The organism is Pseudomonas sp. JR33AA (assembly GCF_021378985.1).
Classification (GTDB): Bacteria; Pseudomonadota; Gammaproteobacteria; order Pseudomonadales; family Pseudomonadaceae; genus Aquipseudomonas; species Aquipseudomonas alloputida.
In genome coordinates this window covers 182,599-205,153 of the sequence record NZ_JAJSAW010000009.1, presented here as the reverse complement: position 1 = coordinate 205,153, position 22,555 = coordinate 182,599, and the positions used below count along the sequence as shown (strand labels likewise).

Genomic DNA, 22,555 nt, shown 5'->3' with positions numbered 1-22,555 from the left:
AAGCAGGGCCGGCCCTTTCGCGGGTGAACCCGCTCCTACGACGGCCTGTGTCCAACCACCGATGTGTGTCTACCGCGTGGTAGGAGCGGGTTTACCCGCGAATACGGCAGCAGCGGCAACGGTGAACGACGGGGGGAAATTGGCCCGCAGGCCCGGCCCGTTCGCGGGTGAACCCGCGCCTACAGGCGACTGCCCAGAGCAAGACCACTGTCAGGCCGTAGCGCTGACCATTCCGCCCGCACTGCTGCCGCCCTCCTGCTGCAACAGTTCCAGCAACTGCGCCGTGGCCGCCATGATCTGCCCGTTGAGGGTGGCAATGCTCGCCTGCTTGGCACCGACCGCTGCCGCTTTCGCAGCCTCGTCCATCTTGCTGTTCTGCAATGCAGCCAACTGTTTCTGTTCCTCTGCCAATTGCTTCTGCAGATCCTTGATCAGTTGACGCAGCTCGCTCACAGCCTCCGACTCGCCACTGCCTTCAGTGTCAGTGGATTGCGCCTGGCTACCTGCTGACACCTTCATGCTGTCACTGCTGATGCTCAACGGCCCCACCGCCTCACCGGCCTGTTTCGCCTGTTCACGCTCGGTTGCTGCAGTCGCGCTAAGCGTCTGCGCTGAAACACCATTGATCATCAGGTTGCTTGCCGTGATACCACTCATGTCGATTCCCTGCCTGAAAGATTGGTCCTTGCCGTAACCAACACATCGGCCGCCTCACGCTGTTCTTTAGCCCGCTTAAATTCCCCCTCGGCTGGCTCGTTCCAACTCATGTACTTGCGCAGGAGCCGGAGCCCCGGCGGGCGTCCATATTCGACCATTCAGGGAATCGCAGCCATGAGCCAGTCCTCACAGCAGGAAACCATCAAAGACATGATCGGCGTGGGCTTTGGCCCCTCCAACCTGGCCTTGGCCATCGCCCTGGAAGAACTCGCCGAATCCCGGGGCCATGCGCTCGACGCACTGTTCATCGACAAGCAGCAAGACTACCACTGGCACGGCGAGACCCTGGCTACCCAAAGCGAGTTGCAGATCTCGTTCCTCAAGGACCTGGTGTCGCTGCGCACCCCGACCAGCCCTTACAGCTTCGTCAACTACCTGCACCAGAAGCAGCGCCTGGCCGACTTCATCAACCTCGGCACCTTTTACCCCTGCCGCCTGGAGTACAACGACTACCTGCGCTGGGCCGCCGAGCATTTCGCCTCCCAGGCGGTGTATGGGCAGGAAGTGTTGCGCATCGAACCGCACGTGCATGCAGGCCGGGTCCAACACCTGTGCGTGATCACGCGTGACAAACAAGGCCGCGAATACAGCCGCCCCACCCGCTCGGTGGTGGTGGGCAGCGGTGGCACGCCGAAAATCCCGGACAACTTCGGCGCCTTCAAGGACGACCCGCGAGTCTTCCACCACTCGCAGTACCTGAGCAGCCTGACCAAACTGCCGTGCACGGCTGGCAAACCCATGCGCATTGCCGTGATCGGCTCAGGCCAGAGCGCCGCCGAGGCATTCATCGACCTCAACGACAGCTACCCGTCAGTCAAGGTCGACATGATTCTGCGCGGCTCGGCCCTCAAGCCCGCCGATGACAGCCCCTTCGTCAACGAGATCTTCTCGCCCGACTATACCGACCTGGTCTACAACGAACCGGCCGAACAGCGCAGCAAACTGCTGGGCGAATACCACAACACCAACTACTCGGTGGTCGACCTCAACCTGATCGAACGCATTTACGGCATCCTCTACCGGCAGAAGGTTGCCCATCAGTACCGCCACAACGTGCTGTGCCGGCGCCACGTGGAAGCGGTGGTGGCCACCCGCGAAGGCCTGGAACTGACCCTGCGCGACCTCGCCACCGGCCAGCAGCAAACCCACCGCTACGATGCCGTCATCCTCGCCACCGGTTACGAGCGCCGCTCGCACCGTGAATTGCTGGCGCCGCTGGCCGATTACCTGGAGGACTTCAGCGTCGACCGCAACTACCGCGTACTGGCCAGCCCGGACCTGCAAGCCTCGGTGTACCTGCAGGGCTTCTGCGAAAACAGCCACGGCCTGAGTGACACCCTGCTTTCGGTCCTGCCGGCACGCGCTGCGGAAATTGGCCGGGCGCTGTACCAGGACCTGGAGCAGTTGCACGAAAAGCCCCAGGCAGCAGTGGCACTGACCCGCGCCTGACTCCTCTGCAACCCGCCATCAAGGCCGGACTGATGCCTCGCGCGCAGTCCGGTATTTGTGCTTTGAAACATTTGCTTTCATTTTAACCTGCAGGTTTTCAATTCTCATTCGTCCTTATCAGTACAGCTCTCTTTGGTTGGGCTCGCGCTCGACCACCCATAGCAGAAGACCGTCTGATGGCCAAATCACCGAAGAAATCCAAATCCAGGCTGTGGTTCCTGGTCCACAGCTGGCTCGCCTTGCCGATCTGGTTCTTTGTCCTGATCGTCTGCTTCACCGGCATGCTCGCCGTGGTCAGCCAGGAAATCGTCTGGCTCGCCGACCCGGCCGTGCGCGCCAACAAGCCAGACGCGGACACCGAGCGCATGAGCTTTCAGCAGGTGCTGGAGGCCTTGAACAAAGCCGAGCCGGACATGGTGGTGGAGCGCCTGAGCCAACCGGATGGTTCGCACTTCGCGGTAAAGGCCAATGTCACCCTGCCTGACGGCACCAGCCCGACGCTGTATGTAAACCCCTACACCGGAACCATTCAGGGCAAGACCCCGGACTTCAACTTCGAAGCCTTCACCCGCGCCCTGCACGGCTGGTGGCTGGTGCCGTTCACCAACGGCTTCAGCTGGGGCTGGTACCTGGTATCGCTGCTCGGCCTGCCGATGCTGGCCTCGCTGGTCACCGGCCTGGTGGTTTACAAGAAATTCTGGAAAGGCTTTTTCAAACCCGTGCGGACCGGCCATGGTTCGCGAATCTTCTGGGGTGACCTGCACCGTCTGTCCGGGGTGTGGTCAATCTGGTTCATTGCGGTCATTTCCGTCACCGGTACCTGGTTCCTGATCCAGGCGATCCTGTTCGACAACCACATCACCCTTTCCAGCCAGCCCATTGTGCCGGTGATCGCCCGGGACGAAGTGCCACAAACGCCAGATGGCAGCCCCGCCTCGCGCATCAACCTGGATGAGGCAGCACGCCTTGCCGGCCTGGCGATCCCGGGTCTGGAAGTGAGTGCCATCTCGCTCCCCGCCACTGCCTACAGCCACATTACGCTGTCGGGCCCGGGCTGGTACCCGTTGATGTTGCAGAGTGTTTCGGTGAATCCGTACACACGCAATGTCGACAGCCAGTTCCTGATCAGCGACCGTTCGGCCCTGGAGTTCGTCACCGAATCCATGCGCCCGCTGCACACCGGCGACTTTGGCGGTTTGCCGATCAAGCTGGTGTGGTTCTTCTTCGGCCTGATCCTCACCCTGATGGTGCTCAGCGGCCTGCTGATCTGGACCAAGCGCACCGCCCAGGCCACCGCCGCGGCCCTCAAGCGCAGCGAGCGCGCGCCGCGAGCGGTACGCAGTGAAACCACCGTGGAGATCCACTCATGAGCCAGGCCCCGGCCCTGCCCGCCAGCCCGCTGAAGCAGTTTTGGCTGAAGTGGCGTTTTCACCTGAACATCCTGCTGATCCTGATCCCGCTGGGCTTCATGCCCAAGTACTTCGCAGACGCCAGGCTGTTCCGTGGCGACGCCGGCCTTGGCGCAAACGTGATCAGTGATATCCAGGTCGGCCCCTACAGCCTCGACCTTGCCGAACTGCGTGACGAGGCGCCACGCGCCGACGGCCCCGCCGGCTACTTCAAATCGTTCAATGCATCGCTGTGCAAGGCCTGCATGAAAAACGTCAAGGCCGCCTACCTGCGCATCGGCAAGCCACGCAGCCTGCGCGCCGCCGGCACCATTTTCTTCGGTGCACCGTACAACATGGGCACCTCGTTGCCGATTCCGCCGCGCACCAAACCCGACGCGCACATCTGGATCACCCTGGAAGGCTGGGACGGCAGTATGCACCAGGCGTCGATCCCCCTGGCCAAGGCATCGCCAGCCACTGTGGCATGGCTCGAGAAACAAGGAGAAAACAAATGAATTACCTGATGCGCACCCTGGCGCTGCCCTTGCTGGTACTGGCCGCCGACCCCGCGCTGGCGCACAACCCGATGTGCGAGTGCGAAGAGCTGGCCAGCGGCCAGGTCAAGTGCACCGGCGGTTTCTCGGACGGCAGCGGCGCCCCCGGGGTGACCCTCGACGTGATCGGTTATGACGAACAGGTGCTGGTCGGCGGCAAGCTTGGCAACGACTCGACACTCACCTTCAAGCGCCCGGACGGTGAATTCTACGTGCTGTTCGACGCTGGCCCCGGGCACGTGGTGGAAGTGGACTACGCCGATATCGCCCAGCCATGAGCCGCGCCCACGTCATTCGCCCGGCCGGTGCCGGGCACGAAACCCTGTACGTGCTGCTGGCAAGCCTGCTGATCGTGGCGCTCGCCGCCTGCGTGGTGCTGCTGCGCGGTGAGCGAGAGGATGAACAGGCCATCGCCAGCCACCAGATCGACGCCCGCCGCGACCTCACCGCCGCCGAGCAAGGCCTGTACACCGACCTGCGGGTAGCCTTCGACGAGATCCAGCTCCTGCGCGAAGAAAACGCCGTCACGCCCAGCGTAAGGGCCCTGGCCGAGGAAGGCCTGCCGCCGTTCGTGGTCGACGCCGGCAGCCAGAGCCGTGGCGGCCACCAATGGTCTTGGCTGGAACCCGGCGCCTACCTGGGCCGCAGCCAAGCCCCCGAAGTTGCCGGCAGCCTGCTGCTGATCCTGCCACCCGACAGTACAGGCCAAGCCGATGTCTGGCTGCGCCGCGACCGCGCCGACGTGGTCCCGGACGACCTCGGCCAGGCCGCCCTGATCGCCGCTGGCTGGCAGCAAGTGGTCAGCCATTACGACGCCGGGGTCACCCGCGAACACCGTCACTGAACCCAAGGACTCGCCCATGTTCCGCTCCGCCCTCGCCCTGCTCCTGGCCCTTGCCTTGCCGGCACTGGCCCTGGCCGATAACAACAAGCCGCTGCGAATCGGCATCACCCTGCACCCCTACTACAGCTACGTGAGCAATATTGTCGGCGACAAGGCCGAGGTGGTTCCCCTGATTCCGGCGGGCTTCAACCCGCACGCCTACGAGCCGCGGGCCGAGGACATCAAGCGCATCGGCACACTGGACGTGGTGGTGCTCAACGGTGTTGGCCATGACGATTTCGCAGACCGCATGATCGCCACCAGCGAAAAACCCGACATCGCCACTATCGAAGCCAATCAGAACGTGCCGCTGCTGGCGGCCACTGGCATTGCCGCCCGTGGTGCCGGCAAGGTGGTCAACCCGCACACCTTTCTGTCGATCAGCACCACCATCGCCCAGGTGAACAACATCGCCCGTGAACTGGGCAAGCTCGACCCGGACAACGCCAAGCTGTACACGCAAAACGCCCGTGCCTACGCCAAACGCTTGCGCGCGCTGCGTGCCGAGGCCCTGGCCAAGGTTACCGAAGCCCCTGACGCCACGTTCCGGGTCGCCACCATCCATGCTGCCTATGACTACCTGGTGCGCGACTTCGGCCTGGAGGTGACCGCCGTGGTCGAGCCGGCCCATGGCATCGAACCCAGCCCGGCGCAGCTGAAAAAGACCATCGACCAGCTCAAGGCCCTGGACGTGCGGGTGATCTTCTCGGAAATGGACTTCCCGTCGGCCTATGTCGAAACCATTCAGCGTGAGTCCGGCGTGCGCCTGTATCCGTTGACGCATATTTCCTACGGCGATTACACCAAGGACAAATACGAGGTCGAAATGAAGCGCAACCTGGACACAGTGGTCCGCGCCATCCAGGAGAACCGCGCATGACCGCCGCCGCCAACCTGGTGACCGCCTGCGGGCCGCGCATCGAATTCACTGGCATCGACCTGACCTTGGGGCGTACGCGCATCCTTGAGCAGGTCAGTTTCAGCGTGGCAGCAGGCAGCGTGCACGCCATTGTCGGCCCCAACGGTGGCGGCAAGAGCTCGTTGATCAAGACCCTGCTCGGGCAGATGCCCCACCAGGGCCAGCTGACGTTGCATTGGCCTGGTGAGCGCGAAGTGATTGGCTATGTGCCGCAGGCACTGGAGTTCGACCGCGGCCTGCCAATGACCGTGGACGACTTCATGGCCGCCATGTGCCAGCGCCGCCCGGCCTTCCTCGGCCTGTCGCGGCGCGTGAAGCCGGCCATTGATGCAGCCTTGGTTCAGGTTGGCATGCTCGACAAGCGCACGCGGCGCATGGGTGCGCTGTCCGGCGGGGAGCGCCAGCGCGTGCTACTGGCCCAGGGCCTGATCCCCGAGCCGCAGTTGCTGGTGCTGGATGAACCGATGTCGGCCCTCGATGAAGCCGGAATCCAGGTGTTCGAACAGTTATTGCAGGGCTGGCGTCAGGCCGGCACTACCGTGCTGTGGATCGAGCATGACCTGGAAGCCGTGTTGCGCCTGGCGGACCGGGTGACGGGCTTGAGCCGCCAGGTGCTGTTCGATGCGCCGCCTGCCCAGGCCCTGACCCCTGAGCGTCTGCTCGGCCTGTTCTCCGTTCACCCGCGTAGCGAGAGCCTTGCCTGATGAGTTTTGAAACCTTTCGCCAAATGGTCCAGGACTGGGCCACTGCCGGCTACCTGCCCGAGGCGCTGGCCTACGGCTTCGTGGTCAACGCCCTGTTGGCCGGCCTGATGATCGGCCCGGTGTTGGGCGGCCTGGGCACCTTGGTGGTGGTCAAGCGTTTTGCCTTCTTCTCCGAAGCGGTCGGCCATGCGGCGCTGACCGGCGTGGCCATCGGTATCCTGCTGGGTGAGCCCTATACCGGGCCTTACGGCAGCCTGTTCGGCTACTGCCTGCTGTTCGGCATCCTGCTCAACTTCCTGCGCAACCGTACCGGGCTGTCGCCGGACACGCTGATTGGCGTGTTCCTGTCGGTGTCGCTGGCGCTGGGCGCCAGCCTGCTGTTGATGCTGGCGGGCAAGATCAACGTGCACATCCTCGAAAACGTGCTGTTCGGCTCGGTACTGACCGTTAGCGCCCAGGACTTGCTCGTGCTGGGCATCGTTGCGGTGCTGGTGCTGGCCTTGGCGCTGCCGCTGTACAACCGCATCATGCTGGCCAGTTTCAATCCGCAGCTGGCGGCGGTGCGCGGGGTAGCGGTGAAGACCCTGGACTACCTGTTCGTGGTGCTGGTGACGTTGGTGACCGTGGCTGCGGTGAAGGTGATCGGGGCCATCCTGGTCGGTGCGCTGCTGGTCATCCCGGCCGCCGCCGCTCGCCTGGTCAGCCAGTCGCTCAAGGGCTTTTTCTTCCTGTCGGTGCTGATTGCCACCCTCAGCACCCTGCTCGGTATTCTGCTGCCCATCGTTTTCGACCTGCCGGTGCCGTCAGGGGCCGCGATCATCCTGGTCGCCGGCATCTGCTTTGCCCTGGCCGCCCTGGCCCGCGCCCTCGTTCCCCGCCTGCAAGGAAACCCGGCATGAACTTCAAACACCTGACCCTGGCGCTGGCAATGGCCGGCCTGCCGTCCCTGTCTTTCGCCACGCAAGTGCTGACGACCCTGCCCGTCACCCACAGCCTGGCCAGCGCCCTGCTCGACGGCACTGCGGTACAGCTCCAGCGGGCAGCACCGGCCAACGTGCCTGCCAGCCGCCAACCGTCGTATTTCAGCGGGCGGGGTGGCGCAGGCCTGCACAAGGCTGCCCAGCAGGCAGATGCGGTGATCGGCGTGCGTTCGATCTGGCGCGACGACCCGCTGTACCCGATGGCCCGACGCAGCAATATCCGCATTGTCGAGATCGATGCTGCGCGGCCGGTGGATGGCGCACTGCCGGGCATTGCGGTGAACGGTGACGATGCCTATGGCGCTTACCCCTGGCTCAACCCCACCAACCTCGGGCGCATGGCCGACGTGGTGGCCAACGACCTGGAGCGCCTGGCGCCGGACGACAAGGCAAAGATCCAGGGCAACCTGGCAGGGCTCAAGCGCCAATTGCTGGAACTTTCGGCCAACAGCCAGACGCGCCTGGCCAACGTCGACAACCTGACGGTGGTGAACCTGTCGGAGAAGCTGGGCTATCTGGTCAACGGGTTGAACCTGGATGCGGTTGAGCAGCCACTGCCGGCCGAATGGGATGCAGCCGCCCTCAAGGCGCTGGGGGAGCACCTGAAGGCGCAAGACGTGGCGCTGGTGCTTGACCATCGTCAGCCGGACGCGGCAGTGGCCGAGGTGATCAAGGCGTCCGGGGCTAAGCTGGTGGTGGTGGACAGTGACCCTGAAGATGCGATTGCGGGGCTCAAAGCCAGCGTTGAGCAGGTGGTTGCGGCATTGGGCGAGCGCTGATCGGGCAGGCCCGCGCGGTGGATAGCACGGGCTTCGCCCGTGTTCGCGGGTGAACCCGCTCCTACGACGGCCAGTGCCGAACCACCGTGTGTAGGAGCGGGTTCACCCGCGAACACCGGCAAAGCCGGTGCCACGCAACGCGTCACCTGCTTCTGGATCGCGGTAGCTGCCAGACTAACGCTTCATGCACCGCTGATAGCGCTCATCCACCCGCCCGGCAAACCAGGCCGTGGTCAGCTTGCGGGTAATCTTCGGGCTCTTCAGCTCGATGCCCGGAAGCACGGCGCGGGGTACCGGTTTGCCGGCCTTGGCATCCGCCAGGGCAAACACCCCGCCGTACAGCTTGCTGTCTTCGAACGCCAGGCTGTCAGCCTCCTCCAGCTGGCTTCGGATCTGCGGGTTGCGCAGTCCCAGCTTCACCCCCAGCTTGCGCGCGGCCATTTCAGTCGCCCCCGGCATGATCGCCCCCGGCGCCACCAGGTCGCCGTCCAGTGCCAACTTCACCCCCGTGACCTTGCTCAATGCCGCCTGGAATGCCGCATTGCGGCTGGCGTACCAGCCCGCGTTGAAATCGGCGAAACGGTAAAGCTGGCGCTCGTAGTGGGCCGGGTAGCCCAACAGGTGGGCAATACCGAAGTACATGCCGCCGCGCCGGCTGAACACTTCCTGGCGAATCGTGCCTTCATGGCTGTAGGGGTAATCCCTTGCATGCTTTTCGGCGAAGTCGATGCTGACCTGCATCGGCCCGCCGGTGTGCACCGGATTCAGCCCGCCCAGCAAGGTCTTGCCCAGCGGCACGCGCGCAACGACTTCGTCGTAGAGTTCGCTCAACTGCTTTTCGCTGCGCACCGTCTGCAACCGCTGCTGGTAGCTCTGGCCGTTGCCCGACGGCGTCTTAAGCGCACCGTCGACCAGCAGTTTGGGAATGTGCAGGCGCGCAGCGCGGCGGTCGATCTCCTGGCGGGCGATACGCCCAAGGTTGGGCACCTGCGGGTCCGCAGTGAAGGTCGACTCCTGCTCGGTCACCGCCAGCACTGCGCACAGGTTACTTTTACTGGGCGCTATGCGCTGGGCTTCGAAGGCTGCCTGGATATCTTTGGCCCAACCCTCGCGGTCCTTGGCCTGGGCGGGTAACAGCCGCAGCAGCTGCGCACGGATTTTGGCCGGGTCCGCTTCGGGCGCTTCTTCGCGGCGCCCGGCACAGCCTTGCAACAGCGCCAGGGCCATCACCGAAATGGCCAGTAATCGGCGGTTCAGGGCTGTTCACCGACCAGATAGGTTTTGCTGATGTGGCGAAACTGCGGGTGCCCGGCACTGCCCATCAATTCGAACAGCACCATCTCGCGGGTCACCACCTGCGCACCGGCGGCACGCATGCGCGCCAGGCCTGCGGCCTTGCTGGCCGGGGTGCGGCTGTCGCAGGCATCCTCGACCACGAACACTTGCTTGCCCAGGGCCAGCAGGCCGAGCACGGTCTGCAGCACGCAAACATGGGTTTCCATGCCGCAGACGATCACCTGCTCGCGCGCCATCAAACTGGCTGGCAGGCACTCGGCAGCCACGCAGGAAAAGTGATTTTTTTCCACCACTTCGGCTGCCGGTGCTGCAGCCAGCAGTTCGGCCAGGGTATGGCCCAGGCCTTTGGGGTACTGCTCGGAAATCACCGTCGGCAGCGCTAGCTCGGCGGTCGCCGCCAGCAACCAGCGGGCCCGTGCCCGAGTGCCTTCGGGGTCGCTCATGGCACCGATCAGTTTTTCCTGGATGTCGACGACCAGTAGCGTGGCCTGGAGTGGATCGATCAGCATTGTCTGCCTCTTGCCTGGGAAAAACCCTAGCCTCCCCCAGGCAAGCGGTGACGTCAATCAGGCGGACAGCCGAAGCGGCTGCAGCGACGCGGTCAGCGCAGCGAGCACCCGGCCTTCCTGCTCATGGATGAAGAAATGGCCACCTGGGAACATCTGCAGCGAGAACGTGCCTAGGGTTTCACTGCGCCATGCCCGCAGTTGCTCATCACTGGCCCGGTCATCCACGCCACCCAGCACATGCAGTGGGCACTGCAACGGCGGTCGCTGCCGGTAGGTGTAAGTGCCGCACAACAGAAAATCGGCGCGCAAGGTCGGCAAGGTCAGGCTCATCAACTCAGCGTTGGCCAGCACTTCCTCAGGCGTGCCCTGCAGCTCACGCAACTCGCTGATCAGCTCGGCGTCACTCTTGGGCTCGCGCCAGTTGTTGCCGTCGTAGTCTTCACGCCGGGTAGGTGCCGCGGTGCCGCAGGCGAACAAGGCCAGCGGCGCCGGGCAACCCAATGCCTGCAGCTCATGGGCCAGCTCGAAGGCCAGCAGTGCACCCAGGCTGTGACCGAGCAGCGCATAAGGCGCGCTTGCCGTCAGGCGCTGCTCGCTGGCCAGTTGCCGGGCCAGCACTTGCATGTCGGTGTGCAGCGACTCGCCCATGCGCGCGCCCCGCCCAGGCAATTCTACCGGGCGCACCTGCAACCATGCCGGCAGCTTGCGACGCCAGCGGCTGTAGACCATGGCGCTGGCCCCGGAGTACGGCAGGCACAGCAGGTTCAGCACGGTCACTGGGCGGCAGCTTCGGCCATTTTCTGGCGCAGGCTCAGCGGGCGCATGTCGGTCCAGACTTCATCGATGTAGGCCAGGCAGTCCTTCTTCAGGCCGCTTTTGCCCACAGCTCGCCAGCCGTTGGGGATGGCTTTGTAGTCCGGCCAGATCGAGTATTGCTCTTCGTGGTTGACCACTACCTGGAACTGGATATCGTCGCGGTCGAAAACGGAAGTCATTGCCTGTCTCCTTAAGTGATGATGCCGCTGCGCGCCTGGCGCAGGGTGGCTTCCAAGTAGACGTAGCAAGCGTTGAAAAAATTAAAGGAACTGACGCGCCCCATCTGGGCGCGGCCGGTGCAGGTATCAACGTTCAGGTATCACACAACAAGTCGTGCGTATCGAGCAACCGGAACGCAACCTGCGGATTACGCTCCAGCCCGCGCCGGATCGCCGCCGGGATAGACTGCCGGGTCTTGCGGCACAGCCCGGGCTGGTCATCCAGTTCGATGACGATGCCGCGCATGGTCCGTACCTCGTTGTAACCGGGGGCGATGTGCACGCGGATGCCGAGGTTTTCGTACAGGCGCCGCTGCAGACGTTGGAGGTCTTCCAGGTCTTTCAGATTTTCCAGCCGTTCGAGCAGGCGTTTTTCTTCCTGCCGGGTCAGCAAGAGGATGCGCTGGGCGGCCTGCGGATAGTCGGCCAGTTGCTCGCGGCCGCAGACGCAGGCACCAGGGGGGCACGGTTGGCGTAAAGGAACGGGTGTGGTCATAGGGCAAGCATAGCCTGTACCGACGGTCAGAGCTGCGCCAGCCGCGCGCGCAGGAAACTGACAAAACCCTGCACCGGCCGCGCCACCTGCCGGTGCTGCGGATACACCGCCGACAGCTGCAGCGCGGGCGGGCGCCACTCATCCAGAACCGTCACCAACTGCCCCTGCGCCAACGCTTGCCCAACGATAAAGGTCGGCAGGTAAGTGACCCCCATCCCGGCAATCGCAGCACCCCGCAGCAACTCGCCATTGTTCGCCCGCATGCGCCCGGTCACCTGAATGGCGTGGGTTTTGCCACCTTTGTGGAATTGCCACTGCACCTGCCGCGAATGCCCATAGGGCAGGCATTCATGCGCGGCGAGCTCATCCGGTTTCCCCGGCACGCCCCGTGCCTGCAAATACGCGGGGCTTGCACAGTAGACCCGTTCGACACCGGCGATACGCCGGGCGATCAGGCTGGAGTCCTCCAGTGCACCAATGCGTAGCGCCAGGTCATAGCCTTCACCGATCAGGTCCACGGCGCGGTCGCTCAGGTCTACCTCCACATCAACCTGGGGGTGCAACTGCAGAAACTCGGTCAGCAGGCAGCCCAGGTGCGCCATGGCAAACGATAGCGGCGCGCTGAGGCGCAAGGTGCCGCGCAGGACTTGGGCCTGGCCGCTGATGTCGTGTTCGACCTGCTGCACTTCCCCCAGCAGGCGCAGGGCCGACTGATAGTAGTGCTGCCCCAGTGGTGTGGCATCGAGGCGCCGGGTGGAGCGGTTGAGCAGGCGCACGCCCAGGCGCTCTTCAAGCTGCATCAGACGCCGGCTGACCGATTGCTTGGACATGCCCAGACGGTCGGCGGCAGCGGTGAAACTGCCGGCCTCCATCACTTGGGCAAAGATCCGCATGTCTTCGTAAGGGTTCATTGTCTCGCTCTTGCTGACAGTCAAACACTTTATAGCGGCTTTTTCCCACCCATGCATCTGCCTAATCTACGCACAAGTCGCAGCGATGGCCCCACAGGCCACACAAGACGCCCACTCCCAACACTTGCACAGAAAAGGATCCGCTCATGAACATTGTCCACAAAGCCCTCACCACCTCCCTCTTGGCCCTGTCTGTTTCCACTGCCTTTGCCGCAGGCAGCCCAGGTGTCGAACAACACACCCAGGCCTTCCTCGAAGCCCTGGAGAAAGGGGGTGGCAAGCCGCTGGAACAGCTCAGCCCGAAGGACGCCCGCGCAGTACTGACCGGTGCCCAGGCTTCGGTCAAGGTCGACCTCTCGGGGATCGAAGTGAAGGAACGTACCATTCAGGCCAACGGCCAGTCGATCAAGCTGCAAGTGGTGCGCCCGACTAATGTCAAAGGTGATCTGCCGGTGTTCATGTTCTTCCACGGCGGCGGCTGGGTGCTGGGCGACTTCCCGACCCACCAGCGACTGATCCGCGACCTGGTGATCGGCTCGGGTGCAGTGGCGGTCTATGTGGACTACACCCCGTCACCGGAAGCGCACTACCCGACAGCGATCAACCAGGCCTACGCCGCGACTCGCTGGGTGGCCGAGCATGGCAAGGAGATCGGCGTGGATGGCAAGCGCCTGGCTGTAGCCGGCAACAGCGTTGGCGGCAACATGGCGGCGGTGGTTGCGCTCAAGGCCAAAGAGGCCGGCACCCCTACCCTGCGCTTCCAGCTGCTGCTGTGGCCGGTGACCGATGCCAGCTTCGAGACTGCATCCTACAAGCAGTTTGCCGAAGGACACTTCCTGACCACCGGGATGATGAAGTGGTTCTGGAACAACTACACCACGGATGCCAAGGCGCGGGAACAGATCTACGCCTCGCCGCTGCGGGCCACCGCCGAACAGCTGAAGGGCTTGCCGCCGGCCCTGGTGCAAACGGCTGAGTTCGATGTGCTTCGGGATGAAGGTGAGGCGTATGCCCGCCAGTTGAATGCAGCCGGCGTGACAGTAACCTCGGTGCGCTATAACGGGATGATTCATGACTATGGGCTGCTCAACCCGTTGAGCCAAGTGCCGGCAGTAAAGGCGGCGCTGCGGCAGGCGGCCGGCGAACTTAACGTTCATCTGCAGTGAGTCGATGAGCAATGGACCCGCCTGGGCGGGTCTTTTGCTTCTATTTGCGGAAACGGCTCGCAGGCTTCAATGAATCTGCCATCGGTGCGGCAGGTCCGGCCCTTTCGCGGGTAAACCCGCTCCTACACCGGCCACACAAACGTCAATTCTGTGGTGACCTGTGTAGGAGCGGGTTTACCCGCGAAAGGGCCGGCAAATCCTGCTCAGGGCTCAAACCCTTCCACAATGATCACCTCAGCCTTCGCCACCCCTTGGCGATGGCTGCATGCCTCTTGGTACAGCGCGGAGCGGTAACAGGCGACGGCCTGCGCGTACGAGTCGAACTCGATCACCACGCTACGCTGAGGGGTAGGCCGCCCTTCCATTGCCTCACTGCGCCCGCCACGGGCCAAAAAGCGGCCGCCGAATGCCTGGAAGGCCGCCGGCGCCCGCTGAGTGTACTGCTGGTATTGCTCGGGGTCGGTCACGTCCACATGCGCGATCCAATAGGCCTTCATGCGCTGCTCTCCTGCTCAGGCGATATTTGTGTATGATGGTATACCATAAAAATCACCCCACCACAGAGAGTGTGCACCATGGCTTTCAACACCATCGAGGAACTTCTCGAGGACTACCGGCAAGGCAAGATGGTCCTGCTGGTGGATGACGAGGACCGGGAAAACGAAGGCGACCTGCTGATCGCCGCCGAGCGTTGCGACGCCCAGGCCATCAACTTCATGGCCCGCGAGGCGCGCGGGCTGATCTGCCTGACCTTGACCGACGATCACTGCCAGCGCCTGGGCCTGGAGCAGATGGTTCCGGCCAACGGTAGCGTGTTCAGCACCGCGTTCACCGTGTCGATCGAGGCGGCCACCGGGGTCACCACCGGCATTTCCGCCGCTGACCGGGCACGCACCGTGGCAGCGGCCATGGCCCCCAACGCCCGCCCCGAAGACTTGGTACAACCTGGCCACATCTTCCCCCTGCGGGCACGCGAAGGCGGGGTGCTGACCCGTGCCGGCCACACCGAAGCCGGCTGCGACCTGGCACGCCTGGCCGGCTTCAGCCCCGCCTCTGTCATTGTTGAAGTGCTGAACGACGACGGCACCATGGCCCGCCGCCCCGACCTGGAAGTGTTCGCCGCCCGGCATGGCATCAAGATCGGCACCATCGCCGACCTGATCCACTACCGCCTGAGCACCGAGCAGACCGTCAAGCGCATCGGCGAGCGCGAGCTACCGACCGTGCATGGCACCTTCCGCCTGGTCACTTATGAAGACCGCATCGAAGGTGGTGTGCACATGGCCATGGTCATGGGCGACATTCGCCGCGAACAGCCGACCCTGGTGCGGGTGCATGTGATTGACCCGCTGCGCGACCTGGTGGGTGCCGAATACGCAGGCCCCGCCAACTGGACGCTGTGGGCGGCGCTGCAGAAGGTGGCTGAGGAAGGTACTGGCGTGGTGGTGATCCTGGCCAACCACGAATCCTCCCAGGCCTTGCTTGAGCGCGTGCCACAACTGACCCACCCTGTGCGGCCCTATCAACGTGGCCAGTCCAAGGTGTATTCCGAAGTGGGTACCGGGGCGCAAATTCTGCAGGACCTTGGCGTGGGCAAGCTGCGCCACCTGGGGCCTCCGCTGAAATACGCGGGGCTGGCGGGCTATGAGCTGGAGGTGGTGCAAAGCATCCCGTTCGAACCCGGGATTGCAAGCTAAAAGCAACATCAGCAACTGATTGTAGGAGCGGGTTCACCCGCGAATGCGTCGGTGGCGTCACCATCGCATTCGCGGGTAAACCCGCTCCTACAGGGCCCTTGGTGCTTTTGACAGGGCGGAGTGATGGCCGGTCGCCCCATACCTCTTGCCAAAATTTTGGAATACCATAATATGATATCCCGTAGACCTTGATTCTGCAGGCCGGCACCTACAATTAAAAACGGCCCCAGACACTTTGTTTTAGCTGCTCCCCGAACACAGTTGGCGGGCGCACCAAAGCCCCGCCTCGAATAACAAAAGCAACGAGGGCGTAACCATGCTGTTGAGCAAACGTGTAACCGCAGTGCTGTCCGCCAGCCTGCTGACCTTGGCATGTCAGGCCGCCCAGGCCGCCGACAGCCTCAACTTCGTCAGCTGGGGCGGTACCACCCAGGACGCCCAGAAAGAAGCGTGGGCCGTACCCTTCACCAAAGCCACCGACATCAAGGTCGTGCAGGACGGTCCCACCGACTACGGCAAGCTCAAGGCCATGGTCGAGAGCGGTAACGTGCAGTGGGACGTGGTCGACGTCGAAGCCGACTTTGCCCTACGTGCCGCCAGCGAAGGCCTGCTCGAACCCCTCGACTTCAACCAGATCAAGCGCGACAAGATCGACCCTCGCTTCGTGTCCGACCATGGCGTCGGCTCGTTCTTCTTCTCCTTCGTGCTCGGCTACAACGAAGGCAAGCTCGGCGCCAACAAGCCGGTGGACTGGACCGCACTGTTCGACACCAAGACCTACCCGGGCAAACGCGCCCTGTACAAATGGCCGAGCCCCGGCGTGCTGGAACTGGCCCTGCTGGCCGACGGCGTAGCCCCCGACAAGCTGTACCCGCTGGACCTGGACCGCGCCTTCAAGAAGCTCGACACCATCAAGAAAGACATCGTCTGGTGGGGCGGTGGCGCCCAATCACAGCAATTGCTGGCCTCAGGTGAAGCCTCGCTCGGCCAGTTCTGGAATGGCCGTGTCTATGCCCTGCAGCAAGACGGTGCACCGGTGGGCGTGAGCTGGAAGCAGAACCTGGTCATGGCCGACTTCCTGGTCATCCCCAAAGGCGCCAAGAACAAGGAAGCGGCCATGAAATTCCTGGCCAACGCCAGCAGCGCCGAGGGCCAGGCAGAGTTCGCCAACAAGACCGCCTACGCGCCGGTCAACGTCGACAGCGTGGCCAAACTGGACAAAGACCTCGCGCCCAACCTGCCAACTGCCTACGCCCAGGACCAGGTTACCCTCGACTTCGCCTACTGGGCCAAGAACGGTCAAGCAATCGCGGCCCGTTGGAATGAGTGGTTGGTCAAATGAAAGTCGCCATCAACGCCCTGCACAATGCGCAAGGCACCCCCACGGGTGCCGGCGCCCCGGGCACCGCCCCGCGCCGCGCAAGCCTGAGCCAGCGCTGGAAAGGCAGCCGCAACCTGCTGCCCGCCCTGCTGTTCCTTGGCGTGTTCTTCTTCGCGCCGCTGGTCGGCCTGCTGCTGCGCGGGGTACTGGAACCCACCCCGGGGCTGGGTAATTACGAGCAGCTGTTTGCCAACTCGGCCTATGCACGTGTGCTGTTCAACACCTTTTCGGTGGCCGGCGTGGTGACCCTGATCAGCGTGCTGCTGGGCTTCCCGCTGGCCTGGGCGATCACCCTGGTGCCCAAAGGCTGGGGCCGCTGGCTGCTGAACATCGTGCTGCTGTCGATGTGGACCAGCCTGCTGGCGCGCACCTACTCGTGGCTGGTGCTGCTGCAGAGCTCGGGCGTGATCAACAAGGCGTTGATGGCCATGGGCATCATCGATGCCCCGCTGGAAATGGTGCACAACCTTACCGGCGTGGTAATCGGCATGAGCTACATCATGATCCCGTTCATCGTGCTGCCACTGCAGGCGACCATGCACGCCATCGACCCGATGGTGCTGCAGGCAGGTTCGATCTGTGGTGCCAGCCCGTGGACCAATTTCTGGAAGGTGTTCCTGCCGCTGTGCCGCTCGGGGCTGTTCTCCGGGGCGCTGATGGTGTTCGTGATGTCGCTCGGTTACTACGTGACCCCGGCGCTGCTGGGAGGTGCGCAGAACATGATGCTGCCTGAGTTCATCATCCAGCAGGTGCAGTCCTTCCTCAACTGGGGCCTGGCCAGCGCCGCTGCCGCACTGCTGGTCGCGATCACCCTGGTGCTCTTCTACCTGTACCTGAAGCTGCAGCCGGAATCCCCGGTTGGCAACGCGAGGTAAACCGCCATGCTCCTGTCTCCCAATGCCATGGGCCGCCCGCTGCGTACGGGCCTGTACCTGACCACCGGGGTCATTGCGGCCTTCCTGCTGCTGCCGGTGGTGTTCATTGTGTTGCTGTCATTCGGCTCGTCACAGTGGCTGGTGTTCCCGCCACCGGGCTGGACCTTCAAGTGGTACGGCCAGTTCTTCTCCAACCCGGAGTGGATGGACGCCGCACTGGCCAGCCTGAAGGTGGCCGTGCTGACCACCATCGCCGCCGTGCTGCTGGGCCTGCCCAGCGCCTTCGCGCTGGTGCGTGGGCGCTTCCCCGGCCGCGAGCTGCTGTACGGGCTGTTCACCATGCCGATGATCGTGCCGCTGGTGATCATCGCCGTGGCGGTGTACGCGCTGTTCCTCAAGCTCGGCTACACCGGCACGCTGTTCGCCTTCGTGGTCAGCCACGTGATCGTCGCCCTGCCCTTCACCATCATCTCGATCATCAACTCGCTGAAACTGTTCGACCAGTCGATCGAAGATGCCGCGGTGATCTGCGGAGCCTCACGCCTGCAGGCCATTTTCAAGGTCACTTTCCCGGCCATCCGCCCCGGCATGATCGCCGGTGGCCTGTTCGCGTTCCTGGTGTCGTGGGATGAAGTGGTGCTGAGCGTGATGATGGCCAGCCCCGACCTGCAGACCCTGCCAGTGAAGATGTGGACCACCCTGCGCCAGGACCTCAGCCCGGTGATCGCCGTGGCCTCGACCCTGCTGATCGGCCTGTCGCTGCTTGTCATGTTCATTGCCGCCGCCTTGCGCCGGCGCACCGAAACCAACGCCTGAGTGCGCGGAGATAACAACAATGAGTGCAGTGATCAAAGACAACGCGCACGGCAAGGCCCTGGTCAGCCTGCGCGGCCTGAACAAGCACTACGGCGACTTCACCGCCGTGGACAACCTCGACCTGGAGATCCAGGACGGCGAGTTCCTGACCTTCCTGGGTTCCAGCGGGTCGGGCAAATCCACCACCCTGTCGATGCTGGCCGGCTTCGAAACACCGAGCAGCGGCGAAATCCTGGTCGACGGCCAGTCGCTGGTCAACGTGCCGCCGCACAAGCGTGACATCGGCATGGTGTTCCAGCGGTATTCGCTGTTCCCGCACCTGAATGTGCGTGACAACATTGCCTTCCCACTGGCCATTCGCAAACTCGGCGCTGCCGAAACCGCCAAGCGCGTCGACGCCATGCTCAAGCTGGTGCAACTGGAGCCGTTCGCCCACCGCAAACCCTCGCAAATGTCAGGCGGCCAGCAGCAGCGCGTGGCGATCGCCCGGGCGCTGGTGTACGAGCCGCGCATCCTGCTGATGGACGAGCCGCTCGGCGCGCTGGACAAGAAGCTGCGTGAAGACCTGCAGGACGAACTGCGCCAGTTGCACCGCCGCCTGGGCATCACCATTGTCTACGTCACCCACGACCAGGAAGAAGCCATGCGCCTGTCCCAGCGCATCGCCATTTTCAGCCACGGCAAGATCGTCGGCCTGGGCACCGGTTACGACCTGTACCAGAACCCACCGAATGCCTTTGTCGCATCGTTCCTGGGCAACTCCAACTTCCTGCGGATCAAGGCCAGCAGCAACGGTGCGGGCAGCTTCGAGGGCCAGCCAGTGGCCATTCGCTTGACCCCAGGGCTGGCCGCCGCGCAGGACGCACTGATCATGGTGCGCCCGGAGAAGGCTGTGGCCCTGACCGCCGAACAGGCCACGCGTGAACCGCTGCCGGCGGGTTGGAACGAAGTCAGTGCCAAGGTGGGTGAAGTGCTGTTCCTGGGTGAAAGCCAGACCTGCCATGTGGTGACTGCAGGGGGGACCGAGCTGACCGTGAAGGCACTGTCGGCGGCGGGCATGCCGATGCAGCCGGGCGACAGCGTGAAGGTACGTTGGGCAGTGGCAGACGCTTGCATTTATACCGAATGGGCCGAGAGCGACCTGAGCAAGTCGGCCGGGGCGCATTAACCTTTTCAGCGTTGCAACGCCTGCCGGATCGAGCACTGCCCGCGCGGCGCTCAATCTGGCAGGCGTTGCATGCTTGAAGGCGTGCGCCCCCGTCACATTATCATCACGCCACTGTCGTAATCTGCCGGCCAACACTGTGCCATAGGCCACCCGGCATGCTCCGCCTGCTTGTCTTGCTGCTCACCCTGCTTCCACTCGCGACCTGGTCTGAGCCCCTGCACCTGCGTGTCCAAGGTTCCAACACCATCGGCGCGGCCTTGATGCCGGCGCTGGTACAGGGGCAATTGCGCGCACAGCAGGCCACAGCCATCGAACAACAGCCAGGCAAGGTCGCCAACGAGTGGGTGATTACCGCCCGCGACGTGCACGGCCAGCCCTTGCGCATCGACATTGCCGCCCACGGTTCTAGCACCGGCTTTGTCGCGCTGGGCCGTGGCGAGGCTGACCTGGCCGCCGCCTCGCGGCCGATCAACGACCGTGAAGTGCGCCAGTTGCAGGCGCTGGGCAACCTGCGCGCAGCCGGCGCAGAACACGTGATCGGCCTCGACGGCGTCGCGGTCATCGTCCACCCCGACAACCCAATACCCCAACTGAACACCCGGCAACTGGCGCACATTTTCTCCGGGCAGATCCAGCGCTGGGAACAACTGGGCATACCTGGCGGGGCCATTCATCTGTATGCCCGTGACGACCGTTCCGGCACGTTCGAGACCTTCAAGGCGCTGGTGCTGGAACCTGAGCACGGCGAACTTTCGGCCAAGGCCCGGCGCTTCGAGTCCAGTGACGAACTGGCGGCAGGCGTGGGTACCGACCGCCAGGCCATCGGTTTCAGCAGCCTGGCCGCCGTACACGGGGCAAAGGTGCTGGCGGTGGCCGAGGGCGACGCGCCGGCCGTGCTGCCGGAGCGCGCACGGGTGGCCAGCGAGGACTACCCGCTCTCGCGGCGCCTGTACTTTTACCTCCCCGCCAACCCCAAACTCCTGGCCAAGGCCCTGGTCGATTTCGCTCAGAGCCCGGCCGGCCAGGCGATCATCGCCCAGCACGGTTTCGTTTCGCAGCAGATCAAGGCCCTGTCTGTCGCGCCCCAAAGCGACATGCCACCGCGCTATCGCACCCTGGCCCAGCAGGCGCAGCGGCTGAGTGTGAACTTCCGGTTCCAGGAAGGAAGCGCCAGGCTGGACAACAAGGCCTTGCGCGATGTTCAGCGGGTGGCAGAGTACCTGCGCCAGGCCGGGAAGCTGAAGGGCAAGGCAGTGCTGGTGGGGTTCGGCGACCCCAAGGAAACCCCCGGGCGCGCAGCGCTGCTCTCCCGCCTGCGCGCACAAGCGGTGCGCCGCGAACTGGCGCGCGGTGGCGTGGAGGTGCTGCAGGTGACCGGGATGGGCGATCAATTGCCAGTGGCCGGGAATGAACTGGAACAAGGCCGGCTGCGCAACCGGCGGGTCGAGGTGTGGGTGTATTGATCATCAGCGGGTGACGGTGCGCATGGTCACGAACTCTTCAGCCGCCGTCGGGTGCACGCCGATGGTTTCGTCGAACTGCTGCTTGGTCGCACCGGCTTTAAGCGCAATGCCCAGGCCCTGAATGATTTCGCCAGCGTCAGGACCGACCATGTGGCAACCCAGCACTTTGTCGGTCTGGGCATCGACCACCAACTTCATCAGGGTCTTTTCCTGAATGTCGGTCAGGGTCAGCTTCATGGCGCGGAAGCGGCTTTCGAATACCTGCACCTTGTGCCCGGCCTCCAGCGCCTGCTCTTCGGTCAAGCCTACGGTACCGATGGGTGGCTGGCTGAACACCGCGGTGGGGATGTTCTGGTAATCCACCGGGCGATATTGCTCGGGTTTGAACAGGCGCCGCGCCACGGCCATGCCTTCAGCCAAGGCCACGGGGGTCAACTGCACACGGCCGATCACATCACCAATGGCGAGAATCGAGGGTGCGGTGGTCTGGTACTGATCATCAACCCGGATGTAGCCGCGCGCATCCAGTTCGACGCCGGTGTTCTCAAGGCCCAGATTGTCCAGCATCGGGCGCCTGCCAGTGGCATAGAACACACAATCGGCTACCAGCTCGCGGCCGTCCTTGAGCGTGGCTTTCAGGCGGCCATCTTCAAGCTTGTCGATGCGCTGGATGTCGGCGTTGAACTGCAGGTCGAGGCCGCGCTTTTCCAGCTCTTCCTTCAGGTGGGTGCGTACCGAGCCATCGAAGCCGCGCAAGAACAGATCGCCACGGTGCAGCAGTGTGGTGTCTGCCCCCAGGCCCTGGAAGATGCCGGCGAATTCGACGGCGATATACCCCCCACCCACCACCAGCACGCGACGCGGCAAGTCCTTGAGGTAGAAGGCTTCGTTGGAGGTGATCGCCAGTTCCTTGCCGGGGATGTCCGGTACCTGCGGCCAGCCACCGGTAGCGATGAGGATATGCTCGGCGGTGTAGTGCTGACCGTCCACTTCCACTTCATTGGCACCCGTCAGACGCGCGTGGCCCTGCAGCAGGGTCACCCCGCTGTTGACCAGCAGGTTACGGTAGATGCCGTTAAGGCGCTCGATTTCCCGATTCTTGTTGGCAATCAGGGTGCCCCAGTCGAAATGCCCCTCTTCCAACGTCCAGCCGAAACCTGCGGCTTGCTCCAGCTCGTCGGCAACGTGCGCGCCGTATACCAGCAGTTTTTTCGGCACACAACCGACGTTGACGCAGGTCCCCCCAAGGTAGCGGCTTTCAGCCACTGCCACTTTTGCGCCAAAACCGGCAGCAAAACGCGCTGCGCGCACACCACCGGACCCGGCGCCAATCACGAACAGATCAAAATCGAAGGCCATGTATTCAC

At 63.8% G+C, this 22,555-nt stretch carries 25 protein-coding genes; 16 read left to right on the top strand and 9 right to left on the bottom strand.

Features of this window, described 5'->3' with window-relative positions:
* Positions 1-210: 210 nt before the first annotated feature.
* A complete protein-coding gene (locus LVS58_RS16860) occupies positions 211-657 on the bottom strand; it encodes a hypothetical protein (RefSeq protein ID WP_233692022.1) in 447 nt (148 codons plus the stop codon).
* A gap of 174 nt (positions 658-831) precedes the next feature.
* Between LVS58_RS16860 and LVS58_RS16855 the strand changes: the two genes are divergently transcribed.
* The 9 genes from LVS58_RS16855 (at position 832) to LVS58_RS16815 (ending at position 8,376) form a co-directional block, all read left to right on the top strand.
* Positions 832-2,166: a lysine N(6)-hydroxylase/L-ornithine N(5)-oxygenase family protein gene (locus LVS58_RS16855; RefSeq protein WP_233692021.1), complete on the top strand. Its 1,335-nt coding sequence runs from the start codon at positions 832-834 to the stop codon at positions 2,164-2,166.
* Positions 2,167-2,342: 176 nt separating this feature from the next.
* Positions 2,343-3,536, top strand: coding sequence for a PepSY-associated TM helix domain-containing protein (locus tag LVS58_RS16850; protein WP_233692020.1), 1,194 nt, complete (start codon positions 2,343-2,345; stop codon positions 3,534-3,536).
* On the top strand, positions 3,533-4,072 hold the full coding sequence (locus LVS58_RS16845) for a thiamine pyrophosphate-binding protein (protein ID WP_233692019.1): 540 nt from the start codon (positions 3,533-3,535) through the stop codon (positions 4,070-4,072). Before LVS58_RS16850 ends, LVS58_RS16845 begins: the two co-directional genes overlap by 4 nt.
* The gene (locus LVS58_RS16840) at positions 4,069-4,389 is read left to right on the top strand and encodes a hypothetical protein (protein ID WP_233692018.1); all 321 of its coding nucleotides are present in this window, start codon (positions 4,069-4,071) and stop codon (positions 4,387-4,389) included. The genes LVS58_RS16845 and LVS58_RS16840 overlap by 4 nt, the downstream gene beginning before the upstream one ends.
* Positions 4,386-4,955, top strand: a complete 570-nt coding sequence (locus LVS58_RS16835) for a DUF6162 family protein (protein WP_233692017.1) — start codon at positions 4,386-4,388, stop codon at positions 4,953-4,955. The genes LVS58_RS16840 and LVS58_RS16835 overlap by 4 nt, the downstream gene beginning before the upstream one ends.
* Before the next feature lie 16 nt (positions 4,956-4,971).
* Positions 4,972-5,874 (top strand): metal ABC transporter substrate-binding protein, encoded by a 903-nt coding sequence (locus LVS58_RS16830; RefSeq protein WP_233692016.1) that lies wholly within the window; start codon positions 4,972-4,974, stop codon positions 5,872-5,874.
* Positions 5,871-6,617 (top strand): metal ABC transporter ATP-binding protein, encoded by a 747-nt coding sequence (locus LVS58_RS16825; protein ID WP_233692015.1) that lies wholly within the window; start codon positions 5,871-5,873, stop codon positions 6,615-6,617. Before LVS58_RS16830 ends, LVS58_RS16825 begins: the two co-directional genes overlap by 4 nt.
* Entirely contained in the window at positions 6,617-7,516 is a 900-nt protein-coding gene (locus LVS58_RS16820; RefSeq protein WP_233692014.1) for a metal ABC transporter permease, read from the top strand. Before LVS58_RS16825 ends, LVS58_RS16820 begins: the two co-directional genes overlap by 1 nt.
* On the top strand, positions 7,513-8,376 hold the full coding sequence (locus tag LVS58_RS16815; protein WP_233692013.1) for a metal ABC transporter substrate-binding protein: 864 nt from the start codon (positions 7,513-7,515) through the stop codon (positions 8,374-8,376). Before LVS58_RS16820 ends, LVS58_RS16815 begins: the two co-directional genes overlap by 4 nt.
* 174 nt (positions 8,377-8,550) lie before the next feature.
* On the opposite strand, the gene LVS58_RS16810 is transcribed toward LVS58_RS16815, so the two are convergent.
* The 6 genes from LVS58_RS16810 to LVS58_RS16785 all read right to left on the bottom strand — a co-directional run bounded on the left by LVS58_RS16810 (position 8,551) and on the right by LVS58_RS16785 (position 12,622).
* Positions 8,551-9,603 carry a DUF1615 domain-containing protein gene (locus LVS58_RS16810; RefSeq protein WP_233692012.1) on the bottom strand — a complete coding sequence of 351 codons (1,053 nt, stop codon included), beginning with the start codon at positions 9,601-9,603 and terminating at the stop codon, positions 8,551-8,553.
* A gap of 26 nt (positions 9,604-9,629) precedes the next feature.
* Positions 9,630-10,181: an isochorismatase family protein gene (locus LVS58_RS16805; RefSeq protein ID WP_233692011.1), complete on the bottom strand. Its 552-nt coding sequence runs from the start codon at positions 10,179-10,181 to the stop codon at positions 9,630-9,632.
* 57 nt (positions 10,182-10,238) lie between these two features.
* Positions 10,239-10,958, bottom strand: a complete 720-nt coding sequence (locus LVS58_RS16800; protein ID WP_233692010.1) for a thioesterase II family protein — start codon at positions 10,956-10,958, stop codon at positions 10,239-10,241.
* Positions 10,955-11,176, bottom strand: a complete 222-nt coding sequence (locus tag LVS58_RS16795; RefSeq protein ID WP_003256222.1) for an MbtH family protein — start codon at positions 11,174-11,176, stop codon at positions 10,955-10,957. The genes LVS58_RS16800 and LVS58_RS16795 overlap by 4 nt, the downstream gene beginning before the upstream one ends.
* A 133-nt stretch (positions 11,177-11,309) precedes the next feature.
* On the bottom strand, positions 11,310-11,711 hold the full coding sequence (locus tag LVS58_RS16790) for a hypothetical protein (protein ID WP_233692009.1): 402 nt from the start codon (positions 11,709-11,711) through the stop codon (positions 11,310-11,312).
* Between the two features lie 26 nt (positions 11,712-11,737).
* Positions 11,738-12,622 carry a LysR family transcriptional regulator gene (locus tag LVS58_RS16785; RefSeq protein ID WP_233692008.1) on the bottom strand — a complete coding sequence of 295 codons (885 nt, stop codon included), beginning with the start codon at positions 12,620-12,622 and terminating at the stop codon, positions 11,738-11,740.
* Between the two features lie 146 nt (positions 12,623-12,768).
* Here LVS58_RS16785 and LVS58_RS16780 point away from each other — a divergent pair, with 146 nt between their 5' ends.
* Positions 12,769-13,788, top strand: coding sequence for an alpha/beta hydrolase (locus LVS58_RS16780; RefSeq protein WP_233692007.1), 1,020 nt, complete (start codon positions 12,769-12,771; stop codon positions 13,786-13,788).
* A 203-nt stretch (positions 13,789-13,991) separates the two neighbouring features.
* Here LVS58_RS16780 and LVS58_RS16775 read toward each other — a convergent pair whose 3' ends face one another.
* Entirely contained in the window at positions 13,992-14,285 is a 294-nt protein-coding gene (locus LVS58_RS16775) for a DUF1330 domain-containing protein (protein ID WP_233692006.1), read from the bottom strand.
* A 78-nt stretch (positions 14,286-14,363) separates the two neighbouring features.
* Here LVS58_RS16775 and ribBA point away from each other — a divergent pair, with 78 nt between their 5' ends.
* The 6 genes from ribBA (at position 14,364) to LVS58_RS16745 (ending at position 21,188) form a co-directional block, all read left to right on the top strand.
* Complete coding sequence (gene ribBA / locus LVS58_RS16770; protein WP_233692005.1) at positions 14,364-15,485, top strand: bifunctional 3,4-dihydroxy-2-butanone-4-phosphate synthase/GTP cyclohydrolase II; 1,122 nt, start codon at positions 14,364-14,366, stop codon at positions 15,483-15,485.
* 316 nt (positions 15,486-15,801) lie between these two features.
* Positions 15,802-16,827, top strand: coding sequence for an ABC transporter substrate-binding protein (locus LVS58_RS16765; RefSeq protein WP_016487672.1), 1,026 nt, complete (start codon positions 15,802-15,804; stop codon positions 16,825-16,827).
* Positions 16,824-17,741, top strand: coding sequence for an ABC transporter permease (locus tag LVS58_RS16760; protein ID WP_014590488.1), 918 nt, complete (start codon positions 16,824-16,826; stop codon positions 17,739-17,741). Before LVS58_RS16765 ends, LVS58_RS16760 begins: the two co-directional genes overlap by 4 nt.
* A 6-nt stretch (positions 17,742-17,747) precedes the next feature.
* Positions 17,748-18,557, top strand: coding sequence for an ABC transporter permease (locus LVS58_RS16755; protein ID WP_010954645.1), 810 nt, complete (start codon positions 17,748-17,750; stop codon positions 18,555-18,557).
* Between the two features lie 19 nt (positions 18,558-18,576).
* Entirely contained in the window at positions 18,577-19,725 is a 1,149-nt protein-coding gene (locus LVS58_RS16750; protein WP_233692004.1) for an ABC transporter ATP-binding protein, read from the top strand.
* A gap of 155 nt (positions 19,726-19,880) precedes the next feature.
* Positions 19,881-21,188 carry a substrate-binding domain-containing protein gene (locus LVS58_RS16745; RefSeq protein WP_233692003.1) on the top strand — a complete coding sequence of 436 codons (1,308 nt, stop codon included), beginning with the start codon at positions 19,881-19,883 and terminating at the stop codon, positions 21,186-21,188.
* A 3-nt stretch (positions 21,189-21,191) separates the two neighbouring features.
* On the opposite strand, the gene gorA is transcribed toward LVS58_RS16745, so the two are convergent.
* On the bottom strand, positions 21,192-22,547 hold the full coding sequence (gene gorA / locus LVS58_RS16740) for a glutathione-disulfide reductase (protein ID WP_233692002.1): 1,356 nt from the start codon (positions 22,545-22,547) through the stop codon (positions 21,192-21,194).
* Positions 22,548-22,555: the final 8 nt, after the last annotated feature.